This window comes from Flavobacteriales bacterium (assembly GCA_020635795.1).
Lineage (GTDB): Bacteria > Bacteroidota > Bacteroidia > Flavobacteriales_E > Vicingaceae > Vicingus.
Genome location: JACJZD010000001.1, coordinates 1,110,801 through 1,134,355 on the forward strand (window position 1 = coordinate 1,110,801; position 23,555 = coordinate 1,134,355).

At 32.5% G+C, this 23,555-nt stretch carries 18 protein-coding genes; 11 read left to right on the forward strand and 7 right to left on the reverse strand.

Translation table 11 applies throughout. The features are described 5' to 3' along the window. Positions 1 to 40: 40 nt before the first annotated feature. On the reverse strand, positions 41 to 859 hold the full coding sequence (panB, locus tag H6589_04875) for a 3-methyl-2-oxobutanoate hydroxymethyltransferase (protein MCB9173921.1): 819 nt from the start codon (positions 857 to 859) through the stop codon (positions 41 to 43). A 133-nt stretch (positions 860 to 992) separates the two neighbouring features. Here panB and H6589_04880 point away from each other — a divergent pair, with 133 nt between their 5' ends. Next, entirely contained in the window at positions 993 to 2,126 is a 1,134-nt protein-coding gene (locus H6589_04880; GenBank protein ID MCB9173922.1) for a DUF4249 family protein, read from the forward strand. Positions 2,127 to 2,333: 207 nt separating this feature from the next. Then, positions 2,334 to 4,241 carry a molecular chaperone DnaK gene (gene dnaK / locus H6589_04885; protein MCB9173923.1) on the forward strand — a complete coding sequence of 636 codons (1,908 nt, stop codon included), beginning with the start codon at positions 2,334 to 2,336 and terminating at the stop codon, positions 4,239 to 4,241. Between the two features lie 65 nt (positions 4,242 to 4,306). Here dnaK and H6589_04890 read toward each other — a convergent pair whose 3' ends face one another. Continuing rightward, complete coding sequence (locus H6589_04890) at positions 4,307 to 4,909, reverse strand: YqaE/Pmp3 family membrane protein (GenBank protein ID MCB9173924.1); 603 nt, start codon at positions 4,907 to 4,909, stop codon at positions 4,307 to 4,309. Positions 4,910 to 5,020: 111 nt separating this feature from the next. Here H6589_04890 and H6589_04895 point away from each other — a divergent pair, with 111 nt between their 5' ends. Next, positions 5,021 to 6,616 carry a peptide chain release factor 3 gene (locus H6589_04895; GenBank protein MCB9173925.1) on the forward strand — a complete coding sequence of 532 codons (1,596 nt, stop codon included), beginning with the start codon at positions 5,021 to 5,023 and terminating at the stop codon, positions 6,614 to 6,616. Here the strand turns inward: H6589_04895 and H6589_04900 are convergent. Then, positions 6,613 to 7,413: an alpha/beta fold hydrolase gene (locus H6589_04900; protein MCB9173926.1), complete on the reverse strand. Its 801-nt coding sequence runs from the start codon at positions 7,411 to 7,413 to the stop codon at positions 6,613 to 6,615. The genes H6589_04895 and H6589_04900 overlap by 4 nt on opposite strands. 86 nt (positions 7,414 to 7,499) lie before the next feature. On the opposite strand from H6589_04900, the gene H6589_04905 reads away from it, so the two are divergent. From H6589_04905 to H6589_04920, 4 genes are all read left to right on the forward strand, one after another. Then, positions 7,500 to 8,960 carry a redoxin domain-containing protein gene (locus H6589_04905; protein ID MCB9173927.1) on the forward strand — a complete coding sequence of 487 codons (1,461 nt, stop codon included), beginning with the start codon at positions 7,500 to 7,502 and terminating at the stop codon, positions 8,958 to 8,960. Continuing rightward, entirely contained in the window at positions 8,957 to 9,601 is a 645-nt protein-coding gene (locus H6589_04910) for an SCO family protein (protein MCB9173928.1), read from the forward strand. Before H6589_04905 ends, H6589_04910 begins: the two co-directional genes overlap by 4 nt. A gap of 61 nt (positions 9,602 to 9,662) precedes the next feature. Beyond that, entirely contained in the window at positions 9,663 to 10,022 is a 360-nt protein-coding gene (locus H6589_04915; GenBank protein MCB9173929.1) for a hypothetical protein, read from the forward strand. A 3-nt stretch (positions 10,023 to 10,025) separates the two neighbouring features. Next, positions 10,026 to 10,943 (forward strand): M28 family peptidase, encoded by a 918-nt coding sequence (locus tag H6589_04920; protein MCB9173930.1) that lies wholly within the window; start codon positions 10,026 to 10,028, stop codon positions 10,941 to 10,943. Between the two features lies 1 nt (position 10,944). On the opposite strand, the gene H6589_04925 is transcribed toward H6589_04920, so the two are convergent. Continuing rightward, positions 10,945 to 12,999: an HDIG domain-containing protein gene (locus tag H6589_04925; GenBank protein ID MCB9173931.1), complete on the reverse strand. Its 2,055-nt coding sequence runs from the start codon at positions 12,997 to 12,999 to the stop codon at positions 10,945 to 10,947. Between the two features lie 148 nt (positions 13,000 to 13,147). On the opposite strand from H6589_04925, the gene H6589_04930 reads away from it, so the two are divergent. Both H6589_04930 and H6589_04935 read left to right on the forward strand, forming a co-directional pair. Next, positions 13,148 to 14,323 carry an acetyl-CoA C-acyltransferase gene (locus tag H6589_04930; GenBank protein ID MCB9173932.1) on the forward strand — a complete coding sequence of 392 codons (1,176 nt, stop codon included), beginning with the start codon at positions 13,148 to 13,150 and terminating at the stop codon, positions 14,321 to 14,323. 133 nt (positions 14,324 to 14,456) lie between these two features. Then, positions 14,457 to 15,239, forward strand: coding sequence for a C40 family peptidase (locus tag H6589_04935; protein MCB9173933.1), 783 nt, complete (start codon positions 14,457 to 14,459; stop codon positions 15,237 to 15,239). Positions 15,240 to 15,289: 50 nt separating this feature from the next. Here the strand turns inward: H6589_04935 and H6589_04940 are convergent, their stop codons facing one another. Further along, positions 15,290 to 15,619, reverse strand: a complete 330-nt coding sequence (locus H6589_04940) for a hypothetical protein (protein MCB9173934.1) — start codon at positions 15,617 to 15,619, stop codon at positions 15,290 to 15,292. 114 nt (positions 15,620 to 15,733) lie between these two features. Next, on the reverse strand, positions 15,734 to 19,225 hold the full coding sequence (locus H6589_04945) for a M4 family metallopeptidase (GenBank protein ID MCB9173935.1): 3,492 nt from the start codon (positions 19,223 to 19,225) through the stop codon (positions 15,734 to 15,736). A gap of 175 nt (positions 19,226 to 19,400) precedes the next feature. Here H6589_04945 and H6589_04950 point away from each other — a divergent pair, with 175 nt between their 5' ends. After that, positions 19,401 to 21,050, forward strand: a complete 1,650-nt coding sequence (locus H6589_04950; protein ID MCB9173936.1) for a T9SS type A sorting domain-containing protein — start codon at positions 19,401 to 19,403, stop codon at positions 21,048 to 21,050. 73 nt (positions 21,051 to 21,123) lie between these two features. On the opposite strand, the gene H6589_04955 is transcribed toward H6589_04950, so the two are convergent. Further along, positions 21,124 to 22,353 carry an imidazolonepropionase gene (locus tag H6589_04955; protein MCB9173937.1) on the reverse strand — a complete coding sequence of 410 codons (1,230 nt, stop codon included), beginning with the start codon at positions 22,351 to 22,353 and terminating at the stop codon, positions 21,124 to 21,126. Between the two features lie 93 nt (positions 22,354 to 22,446). On the opposite strand from H6589_04955, the gene aroC reads away from it, so the two are divergent. Continuing rightward, a complete protein-coding gene (gene aroC, locus H6589_04960; protein ID MCB9173938.1) occupies positions 22,447 to 23,550 on the forward strand; it encodes a chorismate synthase in 1,104 nt (367 codons plus the stop codon). Positions 23,551 to 23,555 lie beyond the last annotated feature (5 nt).

Genomic DNA, 23,555 nt, shown 5'->3' on the forward strand with positions numbered 1-23,555 from the left:
TTGAAAGTGTAAAAAATTAAAAAAGTGTTATTTTTTTTAATTAATACTGCTCCTTTTTGTTAGGAAAGTCTGAAGTTTTAACATCGGTAATGTAATTTTCTACAGCTCCTTTAATTTCGTCATACAAATTAGCATATCGTCTTAAAAAACGAGGACTAAACTCATGGGTTATACCTAACATATCATGAACTACTAAAACTTGTCCGTCGACACCAGCGCCTGCACCAATACCAATTACTGGAATACTGATTTCTTTTGCAACTCTGGTAGCCAATTTTGCGGGTATTTTTTCTAAAACTAAAGCAAAACAGCCAGCTTCTTCCAAAAGTTTGGCATCAGCAATTAATTTTTTAGCTTCTTCTTCTTCCTTGGCTCTAACCACATATGTTCCAAACTTATAAATAGATTGTGGAGTTAATCCTAAATGTCCCATAACAGGTATTCCTGCAGATAAAATTCTTTTTACTGATTCTAAAATTTCACTACCACCTTCCAATTTAACAGCGTGAGCTCCAGATTCTTTCATAATCCTTATAGCAGAAGAAAGCGCTTCTTTGGAATTTCCTTGGTAGGTTCCAAATGGTAAGTCAACCACAACTAAGCATCTATCAATTGCTCTTATTACAGAAGACGCATGGTAAATCATTTGGTCTAAGGTAATTGGTAGAGTGGTTTCGTGTCCAGCCATAACATTAGATGCTGAATCACCAACCAAGATAATATCAATACCAGCATTATCAATAATTTTTGCCATTGAGTAATCATAACCAGTTAACATGGCTATTTTTTCTCCTCGTTGTTTCATTTCTAACAACACATGAGTTGTTACTCTTTTTACTTCTTTTTTGTGAACTGACATAGTGCCTTTTATTTGATTTAACCAGCCGTTTATTATTGATAATAACCTTTTATAAAATATATAGAAAGCAAAACTACAAAATATGTTTGTTTAAATTATAAATGATAAATTTGTAGTGATTAAAAATGACAACATGAAAAAGAACCTATTATATTTATTTTTTGGACTTATTTTATTAAGCTCATGTGAAACTGAAATAGACACCTTAGCCGAATACAAAGATATTACAGTGGTTTACGGGTTGTTAAATCCAAATGATACCACACATTACATAAAGATTACCAAAGCATTCAGTGGAGAAGGTAATGCTTCTGATTTAGCTAATAATGGTGGTAATTATTACTATGCTGATGGTGAGTTAAATGTTACTGTAGATGAATATGATGCTTCTGATATTTTTAAAAGATCTTACTCATTGACTAGAACAATAAACGAAATACCAAAAGATAATGGTGTTTTTGATGAAACTCAAAATGTGCTATATAAATTTGTTGAACCTAACCTAAGACAAGATTATACCTACAAATTAAAAATAGTAAATAATAAATTAGGCAAGGAAGTTACTTCTTCAACTAAAATTGTAAATGACCCAAGTTTGCCTAATTTACAAGAAATGACAAAAGTTAGGGTTGCAAATTCCAATGGATCTAATTTTACACATACCTTTTCGATTAAACCACAATTAAACTCAGGTAGAGTAAAAGTTAATTTTATTTTTAATTATACAGAGCATTATAACGATACAAATGTTGCTCCTGTAGATAAAAAAGTAAAAATTTCCTTAGGAGAACAAAAAACAACTTCTTTAGATGGTGGTGAGCCACTTCTTTTTGAAATGGACGGGAATAGCTTTTTCTCTGCACTACTCTCTAGTATTCCAGCTACTGTACCTAATTTAAGTAGTCGACGAATTAATAATGGAACTTTAGAAATTATAGTTGCTGGACCAGACTTGAGTACTTATATAGCTGTAAATGAGCCATCAACATCAGTGAATCAAACCAAGCCTGAATTTACTAATTTAGTAAATGGGTTAGGTGTATTTTCATCTAGAAGTATTATCGTATTAACGACACCTGCACCTCAAAGTGTTTATGGGTTTAATTCAGATGGACAAGTAAATTACCATGATGATACACTTAAGAAGTTATTAGCTTTAGGATTGGATTTTTGTAACCCAAGAAATTATAATGCGGCATTACCTATTCAACCGCCAGCGCCAAGGTGTGAAGATCAAGTAGCAAATTGGGATACTTTTAATCCATAATTTAATAATTCTTAAAATATTGAAAAAGCTATTAATTAAAAGTTAATAGCTTTTTTTTATGACAATTAGTCATTAAACCTGACAAATATTTATTGTTGATTAGCGGTTTAGTGCCAATATTTCTTTTATACACTAATCTTTCCTAATGGCATAAGGTTTGAAATGCTTCAACCAAATTAAAAAATCTAAAAATTAAAAATAAATATTATGAGTAAAATAATTGGAATAGATTTAGGAACAACCAACTCTTGTGTTTCAGTAATGGAAGGAAACGAACCTGTTGTTATTCCTAACGCAGAAGGTAAACGAACAACTCCTTCTATTGTTGCATTTTTGGAAGGCGGAGAGAGAGCAGTTGGTGATCCAGCTAAACGCCAAGCTATTACTAACCCTAAAAAAACAATCGCTTCTATTAAGCGTTTTATGGGAAACTCGTTCGATCAAGTTGCTGAAGAAATAAAAAGATCAGCTTACGAAGTTGTAAAAGGAGATAACAATACACCAAGAGTAAAAATCGATGATAGGTTGTATACACCTCAGGAAATTTCTGCAATGATTTTGCAAAAAATGAAAAAAACTGCTGAGGATTATTTAGGTCAAACTGTAAATGAAGCAGTAATTACGGTGCCTGCATACTTTAACGATGCACAACGCCAAGCAACTAAAGAAGCTGGCGAAATTGCAGGTTTAAAAGTGAAAAGAATCATTAACGAACCAACCGCAGCTGCATTGGCTTACGGAATGGATAAGAAAAACCAAGATTTAAAAATTATTGTATTTGATTGCGGTGGTGGTACACATGATGTTTCGGTATTAGAATTAGGTGATGGAGTATTTGAAGTAAAATCAACTGATGGAGATACACATTTAGGTGGAGACGATTTTGACCAGGTAATTATTGATTGGTTGGCTGATGAGTTTAAAAAAGAAGAAAATGTGGATTTAAGATTAGACCCAATGGCTCTTCAACGACTTAAAGAAGCAGCAGAGAAAGCTAAAATTGAATTATCAAGCACTAATCAAACAGAAATTAATTTACCATACGTAACGGTAACTGCTGCAGGACCAAAACACTTAGTTAAAACATTAAATAGAGCGCAGTTTGAGAAATTAGCTGACGATTTAATTAAAAGAACCATTGCTCCTTGTAAAACGGCTTTAAAAAATGCTGGTTATTCTACATCAGATATTAATGAAGTTATTTTGGTTGGAGGTTCTACTAGAATACCAGCTATTCAAGAAGCAGTAAAAAGTTTTTTTGGTAAAGAGCCAAGTAAAGGCGTTAACCCTGATGAAGTTGTTGCTATTGGAGCAGCTATTCAAGGAGGTGTTTTAACTGGAGAAGTAAAAGATGTATTGTTGTTAGATGTTACGCCTCTTTCTTTAGGGATTGAAACAATGGGTGGCGTGTTAACTAAACTAATTGAAGCAAACACAACTATTCCAACAAAAAAGTCGGAGACATTCTCTACAGCATCTGATAATCAACCAGCAGTAGACATTCATGTGTTACAAGGAGAAAGACCAATGGCAAAAGATAACAAGTCGTTAGGTAGATTTCAGTTAACCGATATTCCACCAGCACCAAGAGGTGTACCTCAAATTGAAGTAACTTTTGATATTGATGCAAATGGTATCATGAATATTTCTGCAAAAGATAAAGCTACTGGAAAGCAACAAAGTATTAGAATTGAAGCTTCTTCGGGATTAAGTGAAGATGAAATTGCAAGAATGAAACGTGAGGCTGAAGAAAATGCTGATGCAGATAAATTAGCTAAAGAAAATGCTGACACGTTAAATCAGGCTGATGGTTTGATTTTCCAAACTGAGAAACAATTGAAAGAGTATGGAGATAAAATCCCTGCTGACAAAAAACAACCTATTGAAGATGCTTTGACTGAGCTAAAAAAAGCTCACGAAGCAAAAGATTTAGAAGGTATGAAAGCTGGAATTGAAAAGTTGAATACTGTTTTCCAAGCAGCTTCTCAAGAAATGTATAATGCCCAACAACAAGCCGACCAACAAGCTGGTGGAGCAGGAGCAGAGAATTCTTCAAATGGTAGCGATGAAGTTACAGATGTAGATTTTGAAGAAGTAACTGAAGATAAAAAGTAATAGCACAGATTGTGAACAAAAAAAGCCAACCGAAAGGTTGGCTTTTTTTGTTTATTATTTCTTTGCTACAAAGAAACTCCAGCAAAAATCACTAAGAATGCGAAGATTATTCCTGGTAGCCAGAATAATAAAGTTAATAATAAGTCAACCCAAAAATTTGCAGTAATAGAATCTTCAAACAAGAATACTGCTAAAGGCGGAATAAATATTGCCAAGATAGCTAAAACAATTTCATTAACTCTTGCAGAACTATTATTAAGAGTAACATAATTATATTCTTTACTAGAAGCTAATAACTCAGTAGAATAATTTCTATTGAATTTATCCCAATTTCTATATTCCTTTTCAAGTTGTTTACTTACTTTTTTTGGAGTTAAAGCAATGGCTTTTTGAACAGTTTCTTGAGTCAATACTACGTTATTTTCAGACTCTTCAATTGTTTCAACTGAGTTAGAAGTATTAGATTCACTACTTTTAATTTCTTTTACTTCTTCTACCGAAGCAATTTGTTCTTCAATATTAATTTCATACGTTTTTTTACTTTCTTTAAAATTTTTCAAGTATTTTCTTTTCGAAAAAGAGCTTAATACATCACTTTCTGAACTACAAGAAATAATGATTAAACTCAATGCAAATAAACCAGCAGTCGATAAAATAATTTTTTTCATATTTATAGTTTTATGTTTCAAGCTAAGGTATCACAATATTTAACAAATCTGACTACAAACTAAAACCAATTATGAACAAATTGAACTTAAAAAAATTACTTTTGCAGCATTATGAGTTTACAACAAGAAATTTCGAAACGACGAACCTTTGGTATTATTAGTCACCCTGATGCTGGTAAAACAACTTTAACCGAAAAATTATTGCTTTTTGGTGGAGCTATTCAATCTGCAGGTGCTGTTAAATCTAACAAAATAAAGAAAACAGCAACTTCCGATTTTATGGAAATTGAAAAGCAAAGAGGTATTTCGGTGGCAACTTCTGTAATGGCTTTCAATTATAAAGATGTAAAAATTAATATTTTAGATACTCCTGGTCACAAGGATTTTGCTGAAGATACTTACCGAACGTTAACTGCTGTAGATAGTGTTATTTTGGTGATAGATTGTGCTAATGGTGTAGAAGCACAAACCAAAAAACTGATGGAAGTGTGTAGAATGAGAAACACACCAGTTATTGTTTTTATCAATAAAATGGATAGAGAGGGGCAAGACCCATTTGATTTGTTGGATGAAATTGAAAGTGTTTTAGATATAAAAGTTCGTCCTTTAAGCTGGCCAATTGGTATTGGTGCTACTTTTCAAGGTGTGTATAACATGTATGAAAAACACCTGAATTTATTTAATAGTAATAAAACAAAAGTAGAACGAGATATTGTTTCAATTAAGGATGTTAATGACCCAGTTTTAGAACAACAAGTAGGAGAAAAACCTGCTGCTAAGCTAAGGGAAGATATTGAATTGATTGAAGGGGTTTATGATGAGTTTAATGTTTCAAAATATCAAGAAGGAGTTTTGGCACCAGTATTTTTTGGTAGTGCATTAAACAATTTTGGTGTTCAAGAGTTGTTAGATACCTTTATTAAAATTGCACCATCGCCTCGTGGAAGAGAAACTACAATGAGAATTGTTGACCCTACAGATAATAAGTTTAGTGGTTTTGTATTTAAAATACACGCTAACTTAGACCCAAACCATAGAGATAGAATTGCATTTTTACGTATTTGTTCTGGAAAATTTGAACGAAACAAATTTTATCATCACGTAAGAAACGATAAAAAAATAAAATTCAGTAATCCTACCAGTTTTATGGCTCAAGATAAAAGTGTTATTGATGAAGCTTTTCCTGGTGATGTTATTGGTTTGTACGATACAGGAATTTTTAAAATTGGCGATACCTTAACCGAAGGTGAAAAAATGGAGTTTAAAGGAATACCTAGTTTTTCTCCAGAAATATTTAAGGAATTGATAAACAAAGACCCAATGAAAACCAAGCAATTGGAAAAAGGAATTGAGCAACTAACCGACGAGGGAGTTGCACAGTTGTTTACTCAACAACCCGGTAATCGTAAAATTATTGGTACAGTAGGAGAACTTCAGTTTGAGGTTATCCAATATCGTTTACAACATGAGTATGGTGCTTCTGCTGAATTTCAGGCTAAGTCGTTGTATAAGGCTTGTTGGATGACTTGTGATGATGATGCTAAACTCGATGATTTTATTCGAAGAAAAGCTCAATATATTGCAACGGATAAAGATGGAAATTATGTGTTTTTAGCACAAACCGCTTTTTTATTACAAAGTGCTCAAAACGATTATCCTGAAATTACATTCCATACCACTTCGGAGTTCAAAAGAGCAATGGTTTAATCCAAAATATCGCTTAATTTTTCATGATAAAGATGAAACGTATTTAAGTTGCTATGTGAACCATTTTTAATGGTAATCAATTCAATGTTTTTTGATAATTGAACCAATCGTTCACTGGAATTGTATGGAACAGTTTCATCTTCTGTTCCATGAAAGATGTAAATCGGAATTTTTAATTCGGGCAACAATTTGTTGATTTTGAATTTATAATGGAGAAGGATAGAATTAGGCAAGTAGGGGTAATGAAACTTAGAGACATCATAAAAATTAAAATAGGGTGTTTCTAGAATTAACATTTTAGGATTGTTTTCGTGTGCTAAACGAGTAGCAATACCTGTGCCTAGTGAAGTTCCATAGATGATTATATCACGTTCTTTATAGTCGTAAAGTAACTTTTTGTAAATCATCAAGGCATCAGCCATAATCATTTTTTCATTTTTTACTTTACCTGTACTTTTTCCAAAGCCTCTATAATCATACATCAAAATATCATAACCACGACTAGTAAAATCAATAGCTCGTACACCCCAATACTCAAGATTGTCGGCGTTTCCGTGGTGGTAATAAACTATTCCTTTTGCTTTTAAATTTGTTTTAAAAAGCAGCGCATTAATAGTTTTACCGTCTTCTGTAGTGTAGTTTATCTCAGTAAATGCGGGTTCAAATTTAAACAAGTGTTTTTGCGACAGCTTTAAAGGATGAAAAATTAACCGCTCCTGAAAAACATATAATGCAATACCTAAGCTAATTACAACAGCTGGCAAAATAATTGATAAGTATAGAATAAAGGTATTCAAGTTAAAAGTTTGTTAAAATACTTGTGTTGACTGTTAAAGCCAATTATATCATTAAATTTGAAACACTAAATAATTTTTATAAAGTTATGAAGAAACTATTAGTTATTGCAATCATTTCGAGCTTTTGTTTAACTGCATTGGCAGGTAACGATGGCTACAAAATCAAAATTAAATTTAAAGGGTTAAAAGATAGTACCGTTTATTTAGGTAATTATTTTGGCAACAAACAATATTATAAAGACACCGCCAAAATAGATGCAAACGGTATGTGTGTGTTCGAAGGTAAAGAGCCCTTACCTGGAGGGATGTATACAATTATTTACAACAATATGCAGTTGTTTGAATTGGTTGTAACAGAACCTTTTATTGAATTAGAGACGGATACCTTAAACTATGTGAAGAACATGGTAATTAAGAAGTCAGAAGAAAATAAAATTTTCTTTAAGAATATGTTGTTTATTGGGGATAAACAGCAAAAAATGATGGAATTACAGAGTAAAATGAATGATGAAAAGACTCCAGAAGCGGAAAAAAAGGAAATACAAGCTCAGTTGGATAGAATCAATGAAGAGGTGATAAAATTTAGAAGTGATATAATGGTAAATTATCCAAATTCATTTGTTACGGCAACTTTTAAAGCAATGAAAGAACCAGAAATTCCTGAGTTTTCAGAAGAGAAAAATGACTCTATTATTCGATATAAGAAGTACTATTACTTTAAAGATCATTTTTGGGATGAATTTGACTTTAAAGATGATCGATTGATGAGAACTCCAATTTATCACAATAAATTAGAGAAGTATTTCAATAAAATTGTTTTACAACACCCTGATTCTATAAATGCAGAAGCAGATAAAATAATATCTAAAACTACTTTTGGTTCAGAAATTTATAAATATACCGTTCATTACGTTACCAATACGTTTGAGAAATCTAAATTTATGGGAATGGATGCTGTTTTTGTACACATGGCATTAAAATATTATACGCACGAATTGGCATTTTGGGTAGATTCTGCACAAATAGAAAAAATACAAGAAAGAGCTAAAATACAAGAACCTTTGTTGATAGGTAAAAAAGCCATCAACTTAAGTTTATTAGATACTGCTGGTGTTTGGCAAAGCATGTATAAAATTCCTACGGAGTTAACTATACTTGTTTTTTGGGACCCAGAGTGTGGACACTGTAAAAAAGAACTACCTAAATTGGCAGAATATTTCGAGAAAATTAGAAAAAATAATAGTGTTTCGGTTTATGCAGTAAGCTCTGACCATAACGATGCTTGGAAAAAATTTATTAGAGACAATAAATTAGATTTTATCAATGTAGCTGTTCCACAAGAGGTTTATAAAGACCAAATGAAGGTAAATGAATACGTTTTAGGCGGTTATACTGATGTAAAAAGTTTGAACTATTCTACCACCTACGATATTTTTACAACGCCCCAAATTTATTTGTTGGATAAAGATAAAACGATTGTTGGTAAAAAATTAGATACAGAATTGTTACAACAGGTTTTAGAACAACGTTTTAAAATTAAAGAATGAAGAGATTAATTCCAGCAGCGGCTATTGTTGTTATAGGAATGGTTGTCGCTTATTTTTTAATTAAGCCTAAGGTACTACCAGTATTTAATCCATCCGATATCAACCCAAAGTTGGTTGATGAATCGGTGCAAGGGGTAACTAAATTGCATCGAGTGGGTGCGTTTAGTTTAATCAATCAAGAGGGTAAAACCATTACTGAAAAAGATTACCAAGACAAAATTTATGTAACCGATTTCTTTTTTGTTACCTGCCCAACCATTTGCCCAAAAATGACCAAACAAATGTTTCGTGTTTACAGTGAGTTTAAATCGAATAACGATGTGTTGTTTTTATCACATACCGTTATGCCCGAAAACGATTCGGTACCTGTTTTAAGTGAATATGCTAAAAAACACAACATTGATGCAAGCAAATGGAATTTAGTAACTGGCGATAAAAAACAGATTTATGATTTAGCCCGTAAAACCTACTTTGCAGCAATAACAGAAGGCGATGGAGGAGTAGATGATTTTATACATACCGAAAATTTTGTGTTGATTGATAAGGAAAAACGAATAAGAGGTTTTTACGATGGAACATCAGAAAATGACGTGGACAGACTAATTAACGACATTAATACGTTATTAAATGAATATGATTAAAATGTCATAGTGAGCTTGTTGAACTATTGTTAATAGCATCTTTACAATTAGATTTAAAATTATGAACAGATACCTAAAAATACTTTCGCTTATTGTTTTAGTTATAGGATTGATGCCTATATACTCGTGTAGTAAAAAATTAGACCAAAACAACATGTTTCAGGGGAGAACTACCCGAAACAAAAAAATGGGACACTACGATACTGGTGTTAGACGAAACAAACCCATGAGCGTACAATTGGCAGATGATTTAAGAAAAGAAAACAAAGACGCTACCAACCCACGAAAAGCAGCTAAAAAGGAAGAAAAAGAATTGCAAAAGAAAAAAGCCATTTCTCAAAAAGCTAGAGCCAAACACAATAAAAAAACACGTGTAAAAGTTAAAACAACAAAAGGTGCTGCTACTGGTGGAGGGAATTAAATAATGAAGTTCATACTACTAATAATTTTTTCGAGTGTCCTAAACCGGTCAGGCTTTGCGAACAATCAAGTTGATACCTCTCAGATTAAAAATCATTTAATTGCTATCACAAAGACAAATGGGTATAGAAATTATAAAAATGTCGAGTTATTAAATAATACTGCAGATTATATTTTCAATCATTTTCAGAAGTACGCCGATACTGTCTATTTTCAAGAATATATTGTCGATAAAATAACCTATAAAAATGTAATCTGTTCATTTGGAATTGAAAAATTAAAGACAATTGTTGTAGGAGCTCATTACGACGTATGTGGAAACCAAGAAGGTGCAGATGACAATGCAAGTGGAATTGTTGGTCTTCTTCAATTAGCTAAAGAGCTGAGTGGAAAAGAATTAAATCACAAAATAGAATTAGTAGCTTATACTATAGAAGAGCCTCCGTATTTTCGAACTGAATTTATGGGGAGTTATGTTCATGCAAAATCATTGATTGATAATAATGTTGATGTTTATGGTATGGTTTCATTAGAAATGATTGGATACTTTAAAGAAGAAAAAAGAACACAATCTTATCCTCTTGGTATTTTATCATTATTTTATGGGAATAGGGGAAATTATATAACTTTAGTAAATAAGTTTGGAAAAGGTTCTTTTGCAAGAAGGTTTTCTAAAGAATTTAAAAAAACTAAAATAATAAATACAAAAAAGTTTACTGGACCAAAATCATTGCCAGGAATAGATTTTTCTGATCATTTAAATTATTGGAAATTTGGATTTAGTTCCTTAATGATAACTGATACGGCATTCTATAGGAATAAGAATTATCACGAAAAAACAGATGTGCTTGAATCTTTAGATTTTTCAAAAATGGGATTAGTTATTGACGGAGTTCTAAAGTCACTACTGGAATTAAAATAAATTATTTAGGGTATTCCACTCGAACATGGTAAATGTTCATCAGTTTTTTAATAAACAGTTTTTTTACTACTGTAACATCTTTAAAGGTAATATCGGTATTAATAAACTGGTTTTCTCTTACCTGAGCATCTAAAATATTGGTTACCAAATCGGTTATGGTTTCTAAGGTATAGGTTTTTAAACTTCTCGAAGCGGCTTCAACACTATCCGCCATCATTAAAATAGCGGTTTCTTTATTAAACGGAATAGGGCCAGGGTATTGAAAAATTTCATCATCAATATTCAAATCGGGGTTATCGGCAGCAAACAAACGTAAAAAATACTGTGTTTTTGAGGTTCCGTGGTGCGTTCTAATAAAATCAATAATTTGTTCGGGCAATTGGTGTTTTTTAGCAATTTCAACACCGTTAATTACATGGCTAATAATAATGGTAGCACTTTCTTCATAGCTTAAATCGTCGTGTGGGTTTATGCCCGACGATTGATTTTCGATAAAATATGCAGGAGCCAACATTTTACCAATATCGTGATACAGCGCACCTGTACGAACCAAAAGTGGATTTCCACCAATTGCTCTACTGGCTTCTTCGGCAAGATTCGCAACTTGTAAAGAGTGCTGGAACGTTCCTGGTGCTTTTAGGTTTAGTTCACGTAAAAGTTTGTTGTTGGTATCCGATAATTCTAACAAAGTAACATCCGAAATGTAACCAAAAATCTTTTCCAACACATAAATAAAAGGGTAAGAAAAAACCGTTAAACCAGCACTTATCGCAAACCAATTTAAGTTTTTCCAGTTTATGGAGTAAATAGAGCCCTCTTGAATAATAGAAAAGCCAATAAAAATTAACGAGTAGGCAATAAAAATGGTTAAGGCGGTAAAAAACAATTCCGAGCGTTTGTTTACATTTAAAATGGTAAACAATGCAATAATACCCGCTACAATTTCAATCAATACAAATTCAAAAGGGTTGGGTACAATAAAACTGACAATGAAAATGGTGATTACATATACAAACAAGGCAATTCGGTTTCCAAAAAATGTTCGAATCAAAATAGGTAAGGAACAAAAAGGAATTAAATACACGTTAAGGCTCGAAAACTTTAACACCAACAAGGTGAGCAGTAAAAAACCAACCATTACTAAGGTTAAGAAAACAATGTCTTTATTGTCGTAAAACACTTTGTTTGATACGTTTTTTAGAAAAACAAAAAGTGTATAAAATATGATGAAAATGATAATAAACTGACCAATTAAAATCCAAACAAAAGAAGTGTTGCTACCCAACTTTGTTTCGTAATCGTTTTTTAGCGACTCCAAAATCAAGAATTTTTTGTCGTTAATAACCTCGCCTGTACTAATAATTTTTTGTCCGTTTAAAACACCTCCACGAGTTGTAGAAATGTTTTTTAAATCGTTGTTAAGTTGGTCGTTGGTTAGTTTTGCGTCGTAAATTACATTTTCGTGTAAACAACTTTTTATTAAATCAATAACCGCAGAATCAATGGTGTTATACTCTTTACTGATGTTATCAAAAGCTTCGGATTTAGTAAGTAAATCGCTAAAAGCAAACTCTTCACCAATATTTTGTTCGTTTAAAAGTAAAACAGGGTGGTTCTCTTTAATGTTAACTAAATCGCTTGAGGGTTCATAAATACCAATGTTGTAAGTTTGATGCAGTATTTTAGTTCCAATATTTAAAAAGGCTGGTTTATTTGATTTAATGTTTACATTGTTAGTTGCCAACTCATTTAATTTTACGTTAAAATCGCTTAACGATAATTTCTCCACATCTAATCTTCTTTTAAAATAGAGTAGGTGAGAGGCTTTTAATTGAGTTTTTTCTTTTTCAATATCTTTTTTTGATTTTAAAATAGCAAAATCAAAAGGAGCATATAAATCTTGATGAGCCCAAGCTTTGTTTTTTTGAAACTCGTATTTGAATTTTCCTTCACGCGGAAACAAGAATACAACAAGGGTAATTGCAGCTAAAAATATCAACAGCTTTAAAATAAACTCGTGTTTATCTCTTACTTTATTTAATAACTTATCCGACATTAAATTGCAAATTAAAAAGTAAAAGTAATTCTAAAAGTTTTACCCTTAATAATCAAAAGTAAATTAATGTTTTTTTGTTTAGACATTTAACTTGAAATACCTAACTTCGTAACGCTAAAAAAAGTAAGGAATTTAAACCAAAAAAAGTATGAAAGAAGTATATATTATAGCCGCAGCAAGAACTCCAATAGGTAGTTTTATGGGAAGTTTATCAACTGTTGAAGCAACAAAATTAGGAGCAGCTGCAATTAAAGGAGCTATTAAAAAAGCAAACATAAGTGTTGATGTTGTTGATGAAGTGTTTATGGGTAATGTACTTCAAGCTAATTTAGGACAAGCTCCTGCTCGTCAGGCAGCTATTTTTGCTGGTTTAAATCAAAATGTACCTTGTACTACAGTAAATAAAGTGTGTGCTTCGGGTATGAAAGCAATTATGTTGGGTGCTCAAACCATTATGGCTGGCGATAACAATTGTGTTGTGGTTGGTGGTATGGAAAACATGAGTATGGTTCCTCACTATTACAACGCTAGAAATGGTGTTAAACTAGGTGATATTAAGTTGGTTGACGGAATGGTTAAAGATGGTTTAACGGATGTTTACAACAGAGTACACATGGGTGTTTGTGCCGAAAAATGTGCAACAGAAAAAAAGATAAGTAGAGAAGAGCAAGATAATTTTGCGATAGAATCATATAAAAGATCTGCAGCAGCTTGGGATGCTGGTAAATTTAACGAAGAGGTCGTTCCAGTAGAAGTTCCTCAACGTAAAGGTGATGCCATCATTGTTTCAAAAGATGAAGAGTATTTGAATGTTAGAATGGATAAAATTCCAGCATTAAGCCCTGTTTTTGATAAAGAAGGAACGGTAACTGCTGCAAATGCTTCAACATTAAACGACGGTGCTTCCGCACTCATTTTAATGAGTAAAGAAAAAATGGAAGAATTGGGATTAAAAGCTCTTGCTAAAATTGTAAACTATGCTGATGCTGCTCAAGCACCTGAGTGGTTTACAACTTCTCCAACATTGGCAGTAAATAAAGCGTTAGAAAAAGCAAAATTAACGGTTGATAATATTGATTATTGGGAATTGAATCAAGCCTTTTCTGTTGTAGGTATAGCAAATACTAGAATGTTAAACTTAAATCCTGCAAAAGTAGATGTAAATGGTGGAGCTGTAGCTTTAGGACACCCACTTGGAAACTCAGGCTCAAGAATTATTGTCACCTTAATTAACGTGTTAAAACAAAATGGAGGTAAGTTAGGTGCAGCAGGTATTTGTAATGGTGGAGGCGGAGCTTCTGCTTTAATTATAGAAAACATATAAGCCTCCCCAACCCCTCCGAAGGAGGGGCTTGAGAAGAGGTGAAAAAAAGAAATAAAATAATCTTAAGCATTTTTAGTGGGGCTTAGTTTAGAATTATAACTATTAACTTTTAACAATTAACCAATAACTCATTTTGAAATACGGAATTTGTCATTTAAGTGTTGTACCCTGTAGGTTTGAACCCTCTGATAGAAGCGAGATGGTTACACAATTACTTTTTGGCGAAACGGTTAAGATTTACGAAGAAAAAAAAGGGGATTGGCGTAGAATTAAAACTGCCTTTGATGATTACGATTGTTGGGTAGATAAAAAACAAATCACCGAAATACCTATTGAAGAGTTTGATGATATCAATGGTAAATCTAGAGTATTGAGCGGTGAATTGGTACATGTTATCCATAATAAATCTACAGAGGAATTTATTCCGATTGTTTTAGGTAGTTTTTTGCCAAACTACAATAAAAACAAAGTTTCATTTAACGTTACCGATTATATTTTTGATGGATTAACTTTTGATACATCAAAGGAAAGTTTAAAAAATAAATTGGTTGAGAATGCTTACTTGTATTTAAATACGCCATATTTGTGGGGAGGTCGTTCGCCTTTTGGAATTGATTGTTCAGGATTTACTCAGCTTTTATATAAATTAAATGGAGTAAAGTTACCTCGTGATGCATCTCAACAGGCAAAAGTTGGACAGACCTTGAGTTTTGTTGAGGAGTCTGAAGCAGGCGATTTAGCTTTTTTTGATAACGAAGAGGGAAATATTATACATGTAGGAATGGTTCTAGAAAACAATAGAATTATCCACGCCTCTGGGAAAGTAAGAATAGACCGATTAGATCATCAAGGAATTTATAATGTTGATACCAATAAGTATTCTCATCGGTTAAGATTGATTAAAAAGATATTATAAATAAAAAAACCAGCATTCGCTGGTTTTTTTATTTATAATATCAATGGTTTTTATTCGTCACCAGTATTGGTTTTGTCTTTTACGCCTTCTTCCATTATAGCTCTGTCAGTATCATCACCTTCTTTTATAGGAGTAGCACAACATGCTTTTTTACAATCTTTAGCACATTTTTTTTCGTCTTTCTTTACGCAACATTCTTTTTTGCAATCCTTTTCACATTTTTTAGCATCTTTTTTTGCGCAACATTCCTTTTTGCAGTCTTTTTCACATTTTGTTGCTTTTTCGGTTGTAGCTTTAGTTGTTGCTTGTGCTTGAGCTGTGTTTGATGAAACTACAACAAATAAAAAAGCAGTAAGACATAATACGATAAAATTTTTCATAATTAAGATAGTTTAGTTTATAATTGGGTTAGTTCAATTTTTATGCCAAGGTAATAAAAAAAACCTCATAACTTAGTTATGAGGTTTTAATTTTTAAAAGAGCTATACAGAATTTTATTTTATAACTTTCTCTGTATAAGTATCTGTACCATTACTCATTTGAATAAAGTAAATACCATTAGAATGATTTGAGATGTTTATTGATTCTTTAAAATTTACATCAGAAATAGCTATTGTTTTATTGTATACGGTTTGTCCTAACGAATTGAATATGTTTAAGGTATATTCTCCTTTATCTAAACCTTTAGAAATTATTTCTACATTCCCATTTGAATGATTAAAAAATGAGGTCCATCCAGATTCATTTGATAAAGAATTGACATCAGTACATAGGCTTACAATTGCATCAACGGGCTCCCTAGGACTAGTACAATTTGATCCTTTTACTATCCAATCATAAAAATAATAGTAATAAGATAAACCAGCACTACTATTTTTAATAGATGCCAGACCGCTAATAGCGTAAGGATAAGTTACCCCAGCATTATTACGGTATAAATCTTTTACACTTGAAGCATCAGCTAAAACCAATCTGTAATCTGTGCCAGGACTAATGTTAAATGCTACAGTTACTGTTCGTAACCCAGTTGAAATACTAGTAGTTCTTGTATTTAATACGTTTCCATTATTATCTTGTAATTGAATTGTTCTAGTACCAGCTGTTTGAGCATAAACTTTAACAGATTGTAAAAACATTTGATCGTAAACATCAAAAACTAGATACTGTTCATTGTTAAGGTACCCACCGCCACCAGAATTATCTATCTTACCAAGTTGTTGATTTTGAGCAGCTATGAAATCTTCAACATAATAAGTAGTAGAATTTGTTAGTATTGGGGTGGTGTAACTTGAACCTGTGCTTAATATAGTTGTACTTACAGGAGAATCATACCATTTTAAAGTTCCAGCACCTGTTGCAGATAGGAAAGCCGTATTATTTGTACAAATACTATCCCCTTGAACAACAGGAGCATCGGGCATATTAACAAAAATGTAACCAGTTTTAACTTCTGTATTTGATCCAACAACATTTGTAGCTGTTAGTTGTACCGTATAAAGCCCTGGTTGAGTATACGTATAGTTTGGGTTTTGAATGTTTGAGGTGTTACCATCACCAAAATCCCAAGCCCATGCATTTGGTCCATTAGATGATAAATCTTGAAATTTTACATTACCTGTACAAGTAGTGTCAACATCTACGGTAAAATCTACAGTTGGAGCAGCAGTTGCTATATCGCAAGTCCAATCAATTTGAAAACCAGATTCTTCCAGTCCAGGATCTGAAGTAAACAAAATTGTAATAGAACTGCTTGATGAAGAAATGGTAGCAGGAGGCAGATTGTTATTGCAATAGGTTCCTATTAATGGATAAGTAGTATTTGGTCCATCATAAATTTTTAGATTATCATAGTTACATATCGTACCACCTTGATCCCCAGATTCGACATCAAATAATGGAAAAGTTAAATGAACTTGACCAGCCATTGTTGGCGAAATTGTAGCTATGGCAGTTTGATTTGCACCGTAAGGAGCACATGGACCTCCGCTATCAAATAAAGAACCTGAACAACTTGTTAAAGAAGTTGAACCTGAAGTTGGCATAATGGTATTACACGTTAATGTTGAATCAATTGTGATGTAGGCTGTTTTAATTTCGGTATCACTTCCACAAGTAGGACCTCCATCTGCGAAAAGTTCTACATTATAGGTGCCATAGTTAGTATAGGTATGAGACGGGTTCATACTATTACTGGTTGAACCATCACCAAAGTCCCATGTAAATGTTCCTCCATTTACACTTGTATTATTAAAATTAACTGTAAATGGAGCAGAGCATGATGTTGTTAGACAAGTTTCAAAATCACTTACCGTAAAAGGCTGATACATACTTCCAACACCAACAGCATACCAAGCATTGGTAACAGATTCAACATGAGCAGTACAAGCCCCAAATAAATCTACTGTTGCTTGAATAGAAAAAAATCTAGCATCTGCATAATCAGAACTTGATGTTAAATAAACCGTTAAATTTCTAAATGCGACTTTACTAGCATCTTCTAAACCGATAGCATTAACAGTATAAGCATCATTATTATCATTAGTTCCTGATCCTCCATCAACCAATAAAACATACCAAAAATTTTGTACGCCACTATTGGTGTGAACCCCACCATTATCAGCGCCACCAAGAGCAGCCCAATATGTTCCAAAATAAGTATCTGGGTCACTTTTTGAGTTAGGGTTTGCCATGTTTCTAATTCCAGTTCCACCTAAGTCTTCACCCATTATCCAATTGGCTAAGGCAGGACGAGCAACATACTCAACTGAAACTCCAAAAATATCACTAAACGACTCGTTTAATGCTCCTGATTCATCTTGATAGACAAGATTAGCAGTAAATGTTGTTAATCCATGAGTTATTTCATGTCCAGCAATATCCAATGCCGTAAAAGGTCTATTTCCTGAACTACCATCTCCATAAGTCATTCGTTGTCCATCCCAAAAAGCATTGCCGTAATTTAAATCATAATGTACATAGCTATCTAATCTAAAACCTGCATTATCAATACTGTTTCTACCGTGTTTATTTAAATAGTAGTCATAGGTCATTTCAGCACCCCAATGAGCATCTGTTGCATATTTATCAACACCAGCTAAATTCCAAACACTTGATGTATTTGTAAAATTTGTATTAGAATAATTTGTAGTCGTCCCACAATTAAATGTTCTTACTCCATTTCCTCTCCCTGTCTCTTGTAAACGATAATTACCAGCACTTACCATATCTGATGTCATAGTTTGAGTGCCGCTATAGCCAGTTACAGCTGATCCAACTTCATCAACATGATGTATTTTATTCTCACTCCATAAAACCTCGCCAGTATTAGCGTCAACATAAATTTCTTGTCTTGATAATGGCTCCTGAGCATAAATGTTAAACGAATAAGCAAGTTTTAATTCATTTTTTATTTTTCCATCTTTATTTATATAAATTAATTTTCCTTCAGGAAAATAAGTCGCATTTGGATTGTTTTGTTCCCATTTTAAATGAGTTTCTTCAGATGGGATTTCCCATTTGTATTTAGATGCATTTACAAACGATAATGCCTTAGAAAGTGCAATTGTTTCGGATAATGAATGATTATTGGAGTTGATGGGACTAAATAACTCACCATTCATTGAAATTATTTTTCCATTTTTAGTATGAACAATATACATTCCTAATTTAACAGGAATGTTGTTTATGGTTTGTTGAAACCTATAGTGTATGAACCCTAAAAGGTCCTTTTCTTCACTTAATAGATTTAATCCAAATTTTGTATCAGCATTAGATAAACTATTTAAGTAGCTTTCCAACTTATTAAATGGCAATTCATTACCTTCTTTAAATTTAATGAAATTTGGTATTAATGAGAATTCTTTATACCTAAGTATTTCAGTACCATTAATTTTATCATTTGCTTTTTTACCATACAATTCTATTGTTTCAGAGTAAACAGATATAACTGTAAATAAAGCTAGAACAATTGTAATTATTTTTTTCATGAAAATTAGTTTGGTTAGGTTGTGAATTCAAATGTAATTTTTTTTATAAAGAATAAAAATCACTTTAATTGTTATTGTTGGATTGTTGATTTTTAAATGTTAATTTTTTTAACTTAGATAAAAAAAAGGTTAGATTTGTAAAAATTAATAATATTAATAACCAAAAAATTAAATTATGAAAAAAATGTACATTTTAGGTTTAGCTTCTATGTTTGTTTTGGGTGCAACAGCTCAAAATAGGGTTCAAGTTAAATCGTTAAAAAAATCTGAATCATCAGTTAATGCTAAATTAGGTAATAATGGTGGGTCTTCAATTTCTCAAATTGCTGGTAATCTTGTTTGTACTACTCCGTATGTAGCTGGTACTACAATGGACTTAAATTTTGAGTTAACTTTAACAAACACTGATTTTGAATATGGTGACTATTTGGAAATTACTTTTCCTGCAGGTATAACACCTAATTCTAGTCCAAATGACCCATTTGCTTCAGATGCTGCAGATCCAGGTCCTGATGGTCCAGAAGCACTAAATCCAATTGTAGGTCAAGTTATTTCATGGGGTAATAATGATGATAATTGGGGTGGTATAGTTGCTGACGGAACTACATATCCATTTACTGTAAATGTTACGATTGCACCTGGTACAACAGGTAATTTACCTGCTAACTATGTGCTTTCAGGGGATCAATATACAGGTCCAGCTCCTGATCAAACAGGTTCAATTACTATTTTTGAAGCTGGAGCTTCTATTGATGATGTTCAAGCATTTTTAGGTGGTGCACAAACGTTGACAAACTGTAATAATGGTATGTTAGATGTTGCTGTAAGAATCAAAAATTTAGGAACAACTACTGTTTCTGGTTTCCCAGTTTCATACAAAATCAATGCTTTACCAGCTGTAACAGAAACTGTTTCTGCAACTTTAGCTCCTGGTGATTCGACTGATTATATATTTACTGCTCAAGGAGATTTTTCTGCTGAAGGAGTTTATGCAGTTAAAGTATATACTGGCTTAGTTGGTGATGCTGTTAATTCAAATGATACAATAAACCAATCTTTTTATAATGGTGTTTCTGTGGATTTATCTACTACTCCTTATGCAAATGGTATAGAAACTTCTGCAGAAGTTGCTCAATTAACTGTAGCAGCTAATCCTGGTACTGTTGCAAATTGGGGCTTATCAACTGTTACTTTTCAATCAGGTGTTCAGGCATTATTTTTAACAGGTTCTTCAGCGATTGCTGATTCTTGGGTATTTACTAAATGCTTAGATGTAACTGCTGGTGAAACTTATAGAGTTACTTATTGGACTAGAACTAATACTGGTTTTAATGGTGGTATGAGTGTTAGTGTTGGAGCTACTAATTCAGCTGCAGGTATGACTGCTGGTACTGAAATTAAGGCTTTTACTGCTAATACTGCTGATGCTACATGGAGAAAAGATTCAGCTGATTATACTCCATCTGCTTCAGGTACTGTTTATTTTGGATTTAGAGGTCAAGGAACTGCTGCTGGTAGTGGTACAAATGTTCGTTTAGATAACATTAATATATTCAAAACTACTACTGTAGGTGTTTCTGAATTAGCTACTTCTAACGAAGTTTCGATTTTCCCTAACCCTAGTACAGGTATATTTACTGTTAAAGCTTTAGATAATAATTCAACAGTTGAAGTTTACAACATTGTTGGAGAAAGAATGTTATCAAGCAAGTTAGTAAACGGAAATAATACTATTAACATGTCTAACATGTCAGTTGGAACTTATTTCTTCAAAGTAACTTCTAATGGCGAAGTAACAACTAAAAAAGTTGTTTTATCTAAATAAGATAAATCATATTTAAGCTAAAAGAGTCCCGAATATTCGGGACTCTTTTTTTATAGCAATTTTTTGTATTTTATTAAATCACCCTATCCACACAACTACTTCCAAAATAATAAGGAATAAAAGCAATAGATGGTATTTCTTTTGTGATAAAAATACTCGCCTTTTTTCCAACAGTAATACTTCCATGAGTTTTTTCAATACCCATTGCATAAGCAGCATTAATAGTTGCAGCATTAATAGCTTCTTCTGGTGTTATTTTGTAATTGATACAAGCAAGTGAAATTACAAAGTTCATGTTACCTGAAGGAGTAGAGCCAGGGTTGAAATCAGTTGCTAAAGCTAAAGGAAGTCCACTATTAATTAGTTCTCTTGCGGGTGCATAAGGTATGCCTAAGAAAAATGAGCATGAAGGTAAAAGTGTTGGCATTACTTCAGATTTAGAAAGATCTATAATGTCTTGTTCTGACATTATTTCTAAATGGTCAACAGAAAGGGCTTTGTTTTTAATTCCAACCTGTATTCCGCCAATAGATGTAAATTGATTAACATGTATTTTAGGTGTCAAACCAATTTTAATACCAGCTTCCAAGATTCTATTCGTTTCTTCAGGGGTGTAATAATTTGTTTCGCAGAACACATCAATATAATCCGCTAATTGCTCTTTTTGTATAGTAGGCAGCATTTCATTAATAATTAAATCAATGTATGCTGTTCTATTTTCTTTAAATGCTGTTGGGATGGCGTGTGCACCCAAAAACGTAGCTTTTATAGTAATGTTGCAATTTTCTTTTAGTCTTTTAATAACGCGTAACATTTTTAGTTCCGAATCTACAGTTAAGCCATATCCACTTTTTATTTCAACTGCACCTGTTCCCAATTGTTGTATTTCTTGTATTCTTAAAAGTGCATCATTATAAAGTTCGTCTTCCGATTTATCTTGTAGTTTTTTAGCAGAATTTAAAATTCCACCACCCTTAGCTGCAATTTCTTGATAGGTTAACCCTTTAATTCTATCCACAAACTCTTCCTCACGACTTGCTGCAAAGACCAAGTGAGTATGCGAATCGCACCAAGTAGGAAAAACCATTTTACCTGTAGCATCAATTACTTCAAGGTTCGTCCAATCAGAAATTCCTTCCCAATCGTCCATTTTACCAAATCCGACAATCAAATCATCTTCAATAGCAAGCCAAGCATTTTTAATGGTTGATAAATGAGCCATTTCTTTACCTGACAGTTTTCGTACGTTTTTATCTAGTACTTGAACAAGCTCTTTAATGTTTTTGATTAGGATTCTACTCATTGTTTTTGTAATTATGTTTCGAAATTAGTAAAAAAATGATTGAAGGGTTAAATTATAATTAATAGTATTTTAGTGTTAATTTCGTAATTACTTATGAGCGGCAATAGTTTTGGACATATTTTTAAGTTAACCACTTATGGTGAATCTCATGGTGTGGCTATTGGTGGTGTTGTTGATGGTTGTCCGGCTGGTTTGCCATTAGATGTTGGTTTTATTCAACATGAATTGGATAAAAGAAAACCTGGACAGTCGAAAATTACAACTCAACGCAAAGAAAGTGACCAAGTGGAATTTTTAAGTGGAATTTTTGAAGGTGTTACCACGGGTACGCCAATAGGTTTTGTTATTAAAAACACCAATCAAAAATCAAAAGATTACGACCATAATAACGATGTATTTCGACCATCACATGCCGACTATACTTATCATGCAAAATATGGGGTAAGAGATTATAAAGGAGGAGGAAGAAGTTCTGCTCGAGAAACAGCTTGTAGAGTTGTTGGAGGTGCTATTGCAAAATTGGTTTTAAAGCATTATGGAATAACCATATTTGGATATGTTTCTCAAGTTGGAGACATTAAATTATTAAAGTCATACAAAGAGCTTGATTTAAATTTAACTTATACAAATTCTGTTCATTGTCCTGATAAACAAATTGCAGAGGTAATGTTTAACTTTATTGATAAAATAAGAAAAGAAGGAGATACTGTTGGTGGAATTGTTAGTTGTGTGATTAAAAACACACCTGTTGGTTTAGGTGCTCCAGTTTTCGACAGATTAGAAGCGGATTTAGCAAAAGCGATGTTAAGTATAAATGCATCAAAAGGGTTTGAAATAGGTTCAGGGTTCTCAGGTATCACTCAAAAAGGTTCAGAGCATAATGATGAATTTTTCTGTCATCCTGAGCCTGTCAAAGAATCTAAAAAAATTGGTACTCGAACAAATAATTCTGGAGGAATTCAAGGAGGGATAAGCAATGGAGAGGATATATATTTTAATGTAGCTTTTAAGCCTGTTGCTACCATTATGCAAAAACAACAAACGGTTGATGCAAATTTTAATGAAACAGAAATTTCTGGAAAAGGAAGGCACGACCCTTGTGTTTTACCAAGAGCAGTTCCTATAGTTGAGGCAATGGCTGCATTGGTTCTTGTTGACCATTTTTTACGCAATAAAACAATTAAATTAAACGGATAATCATT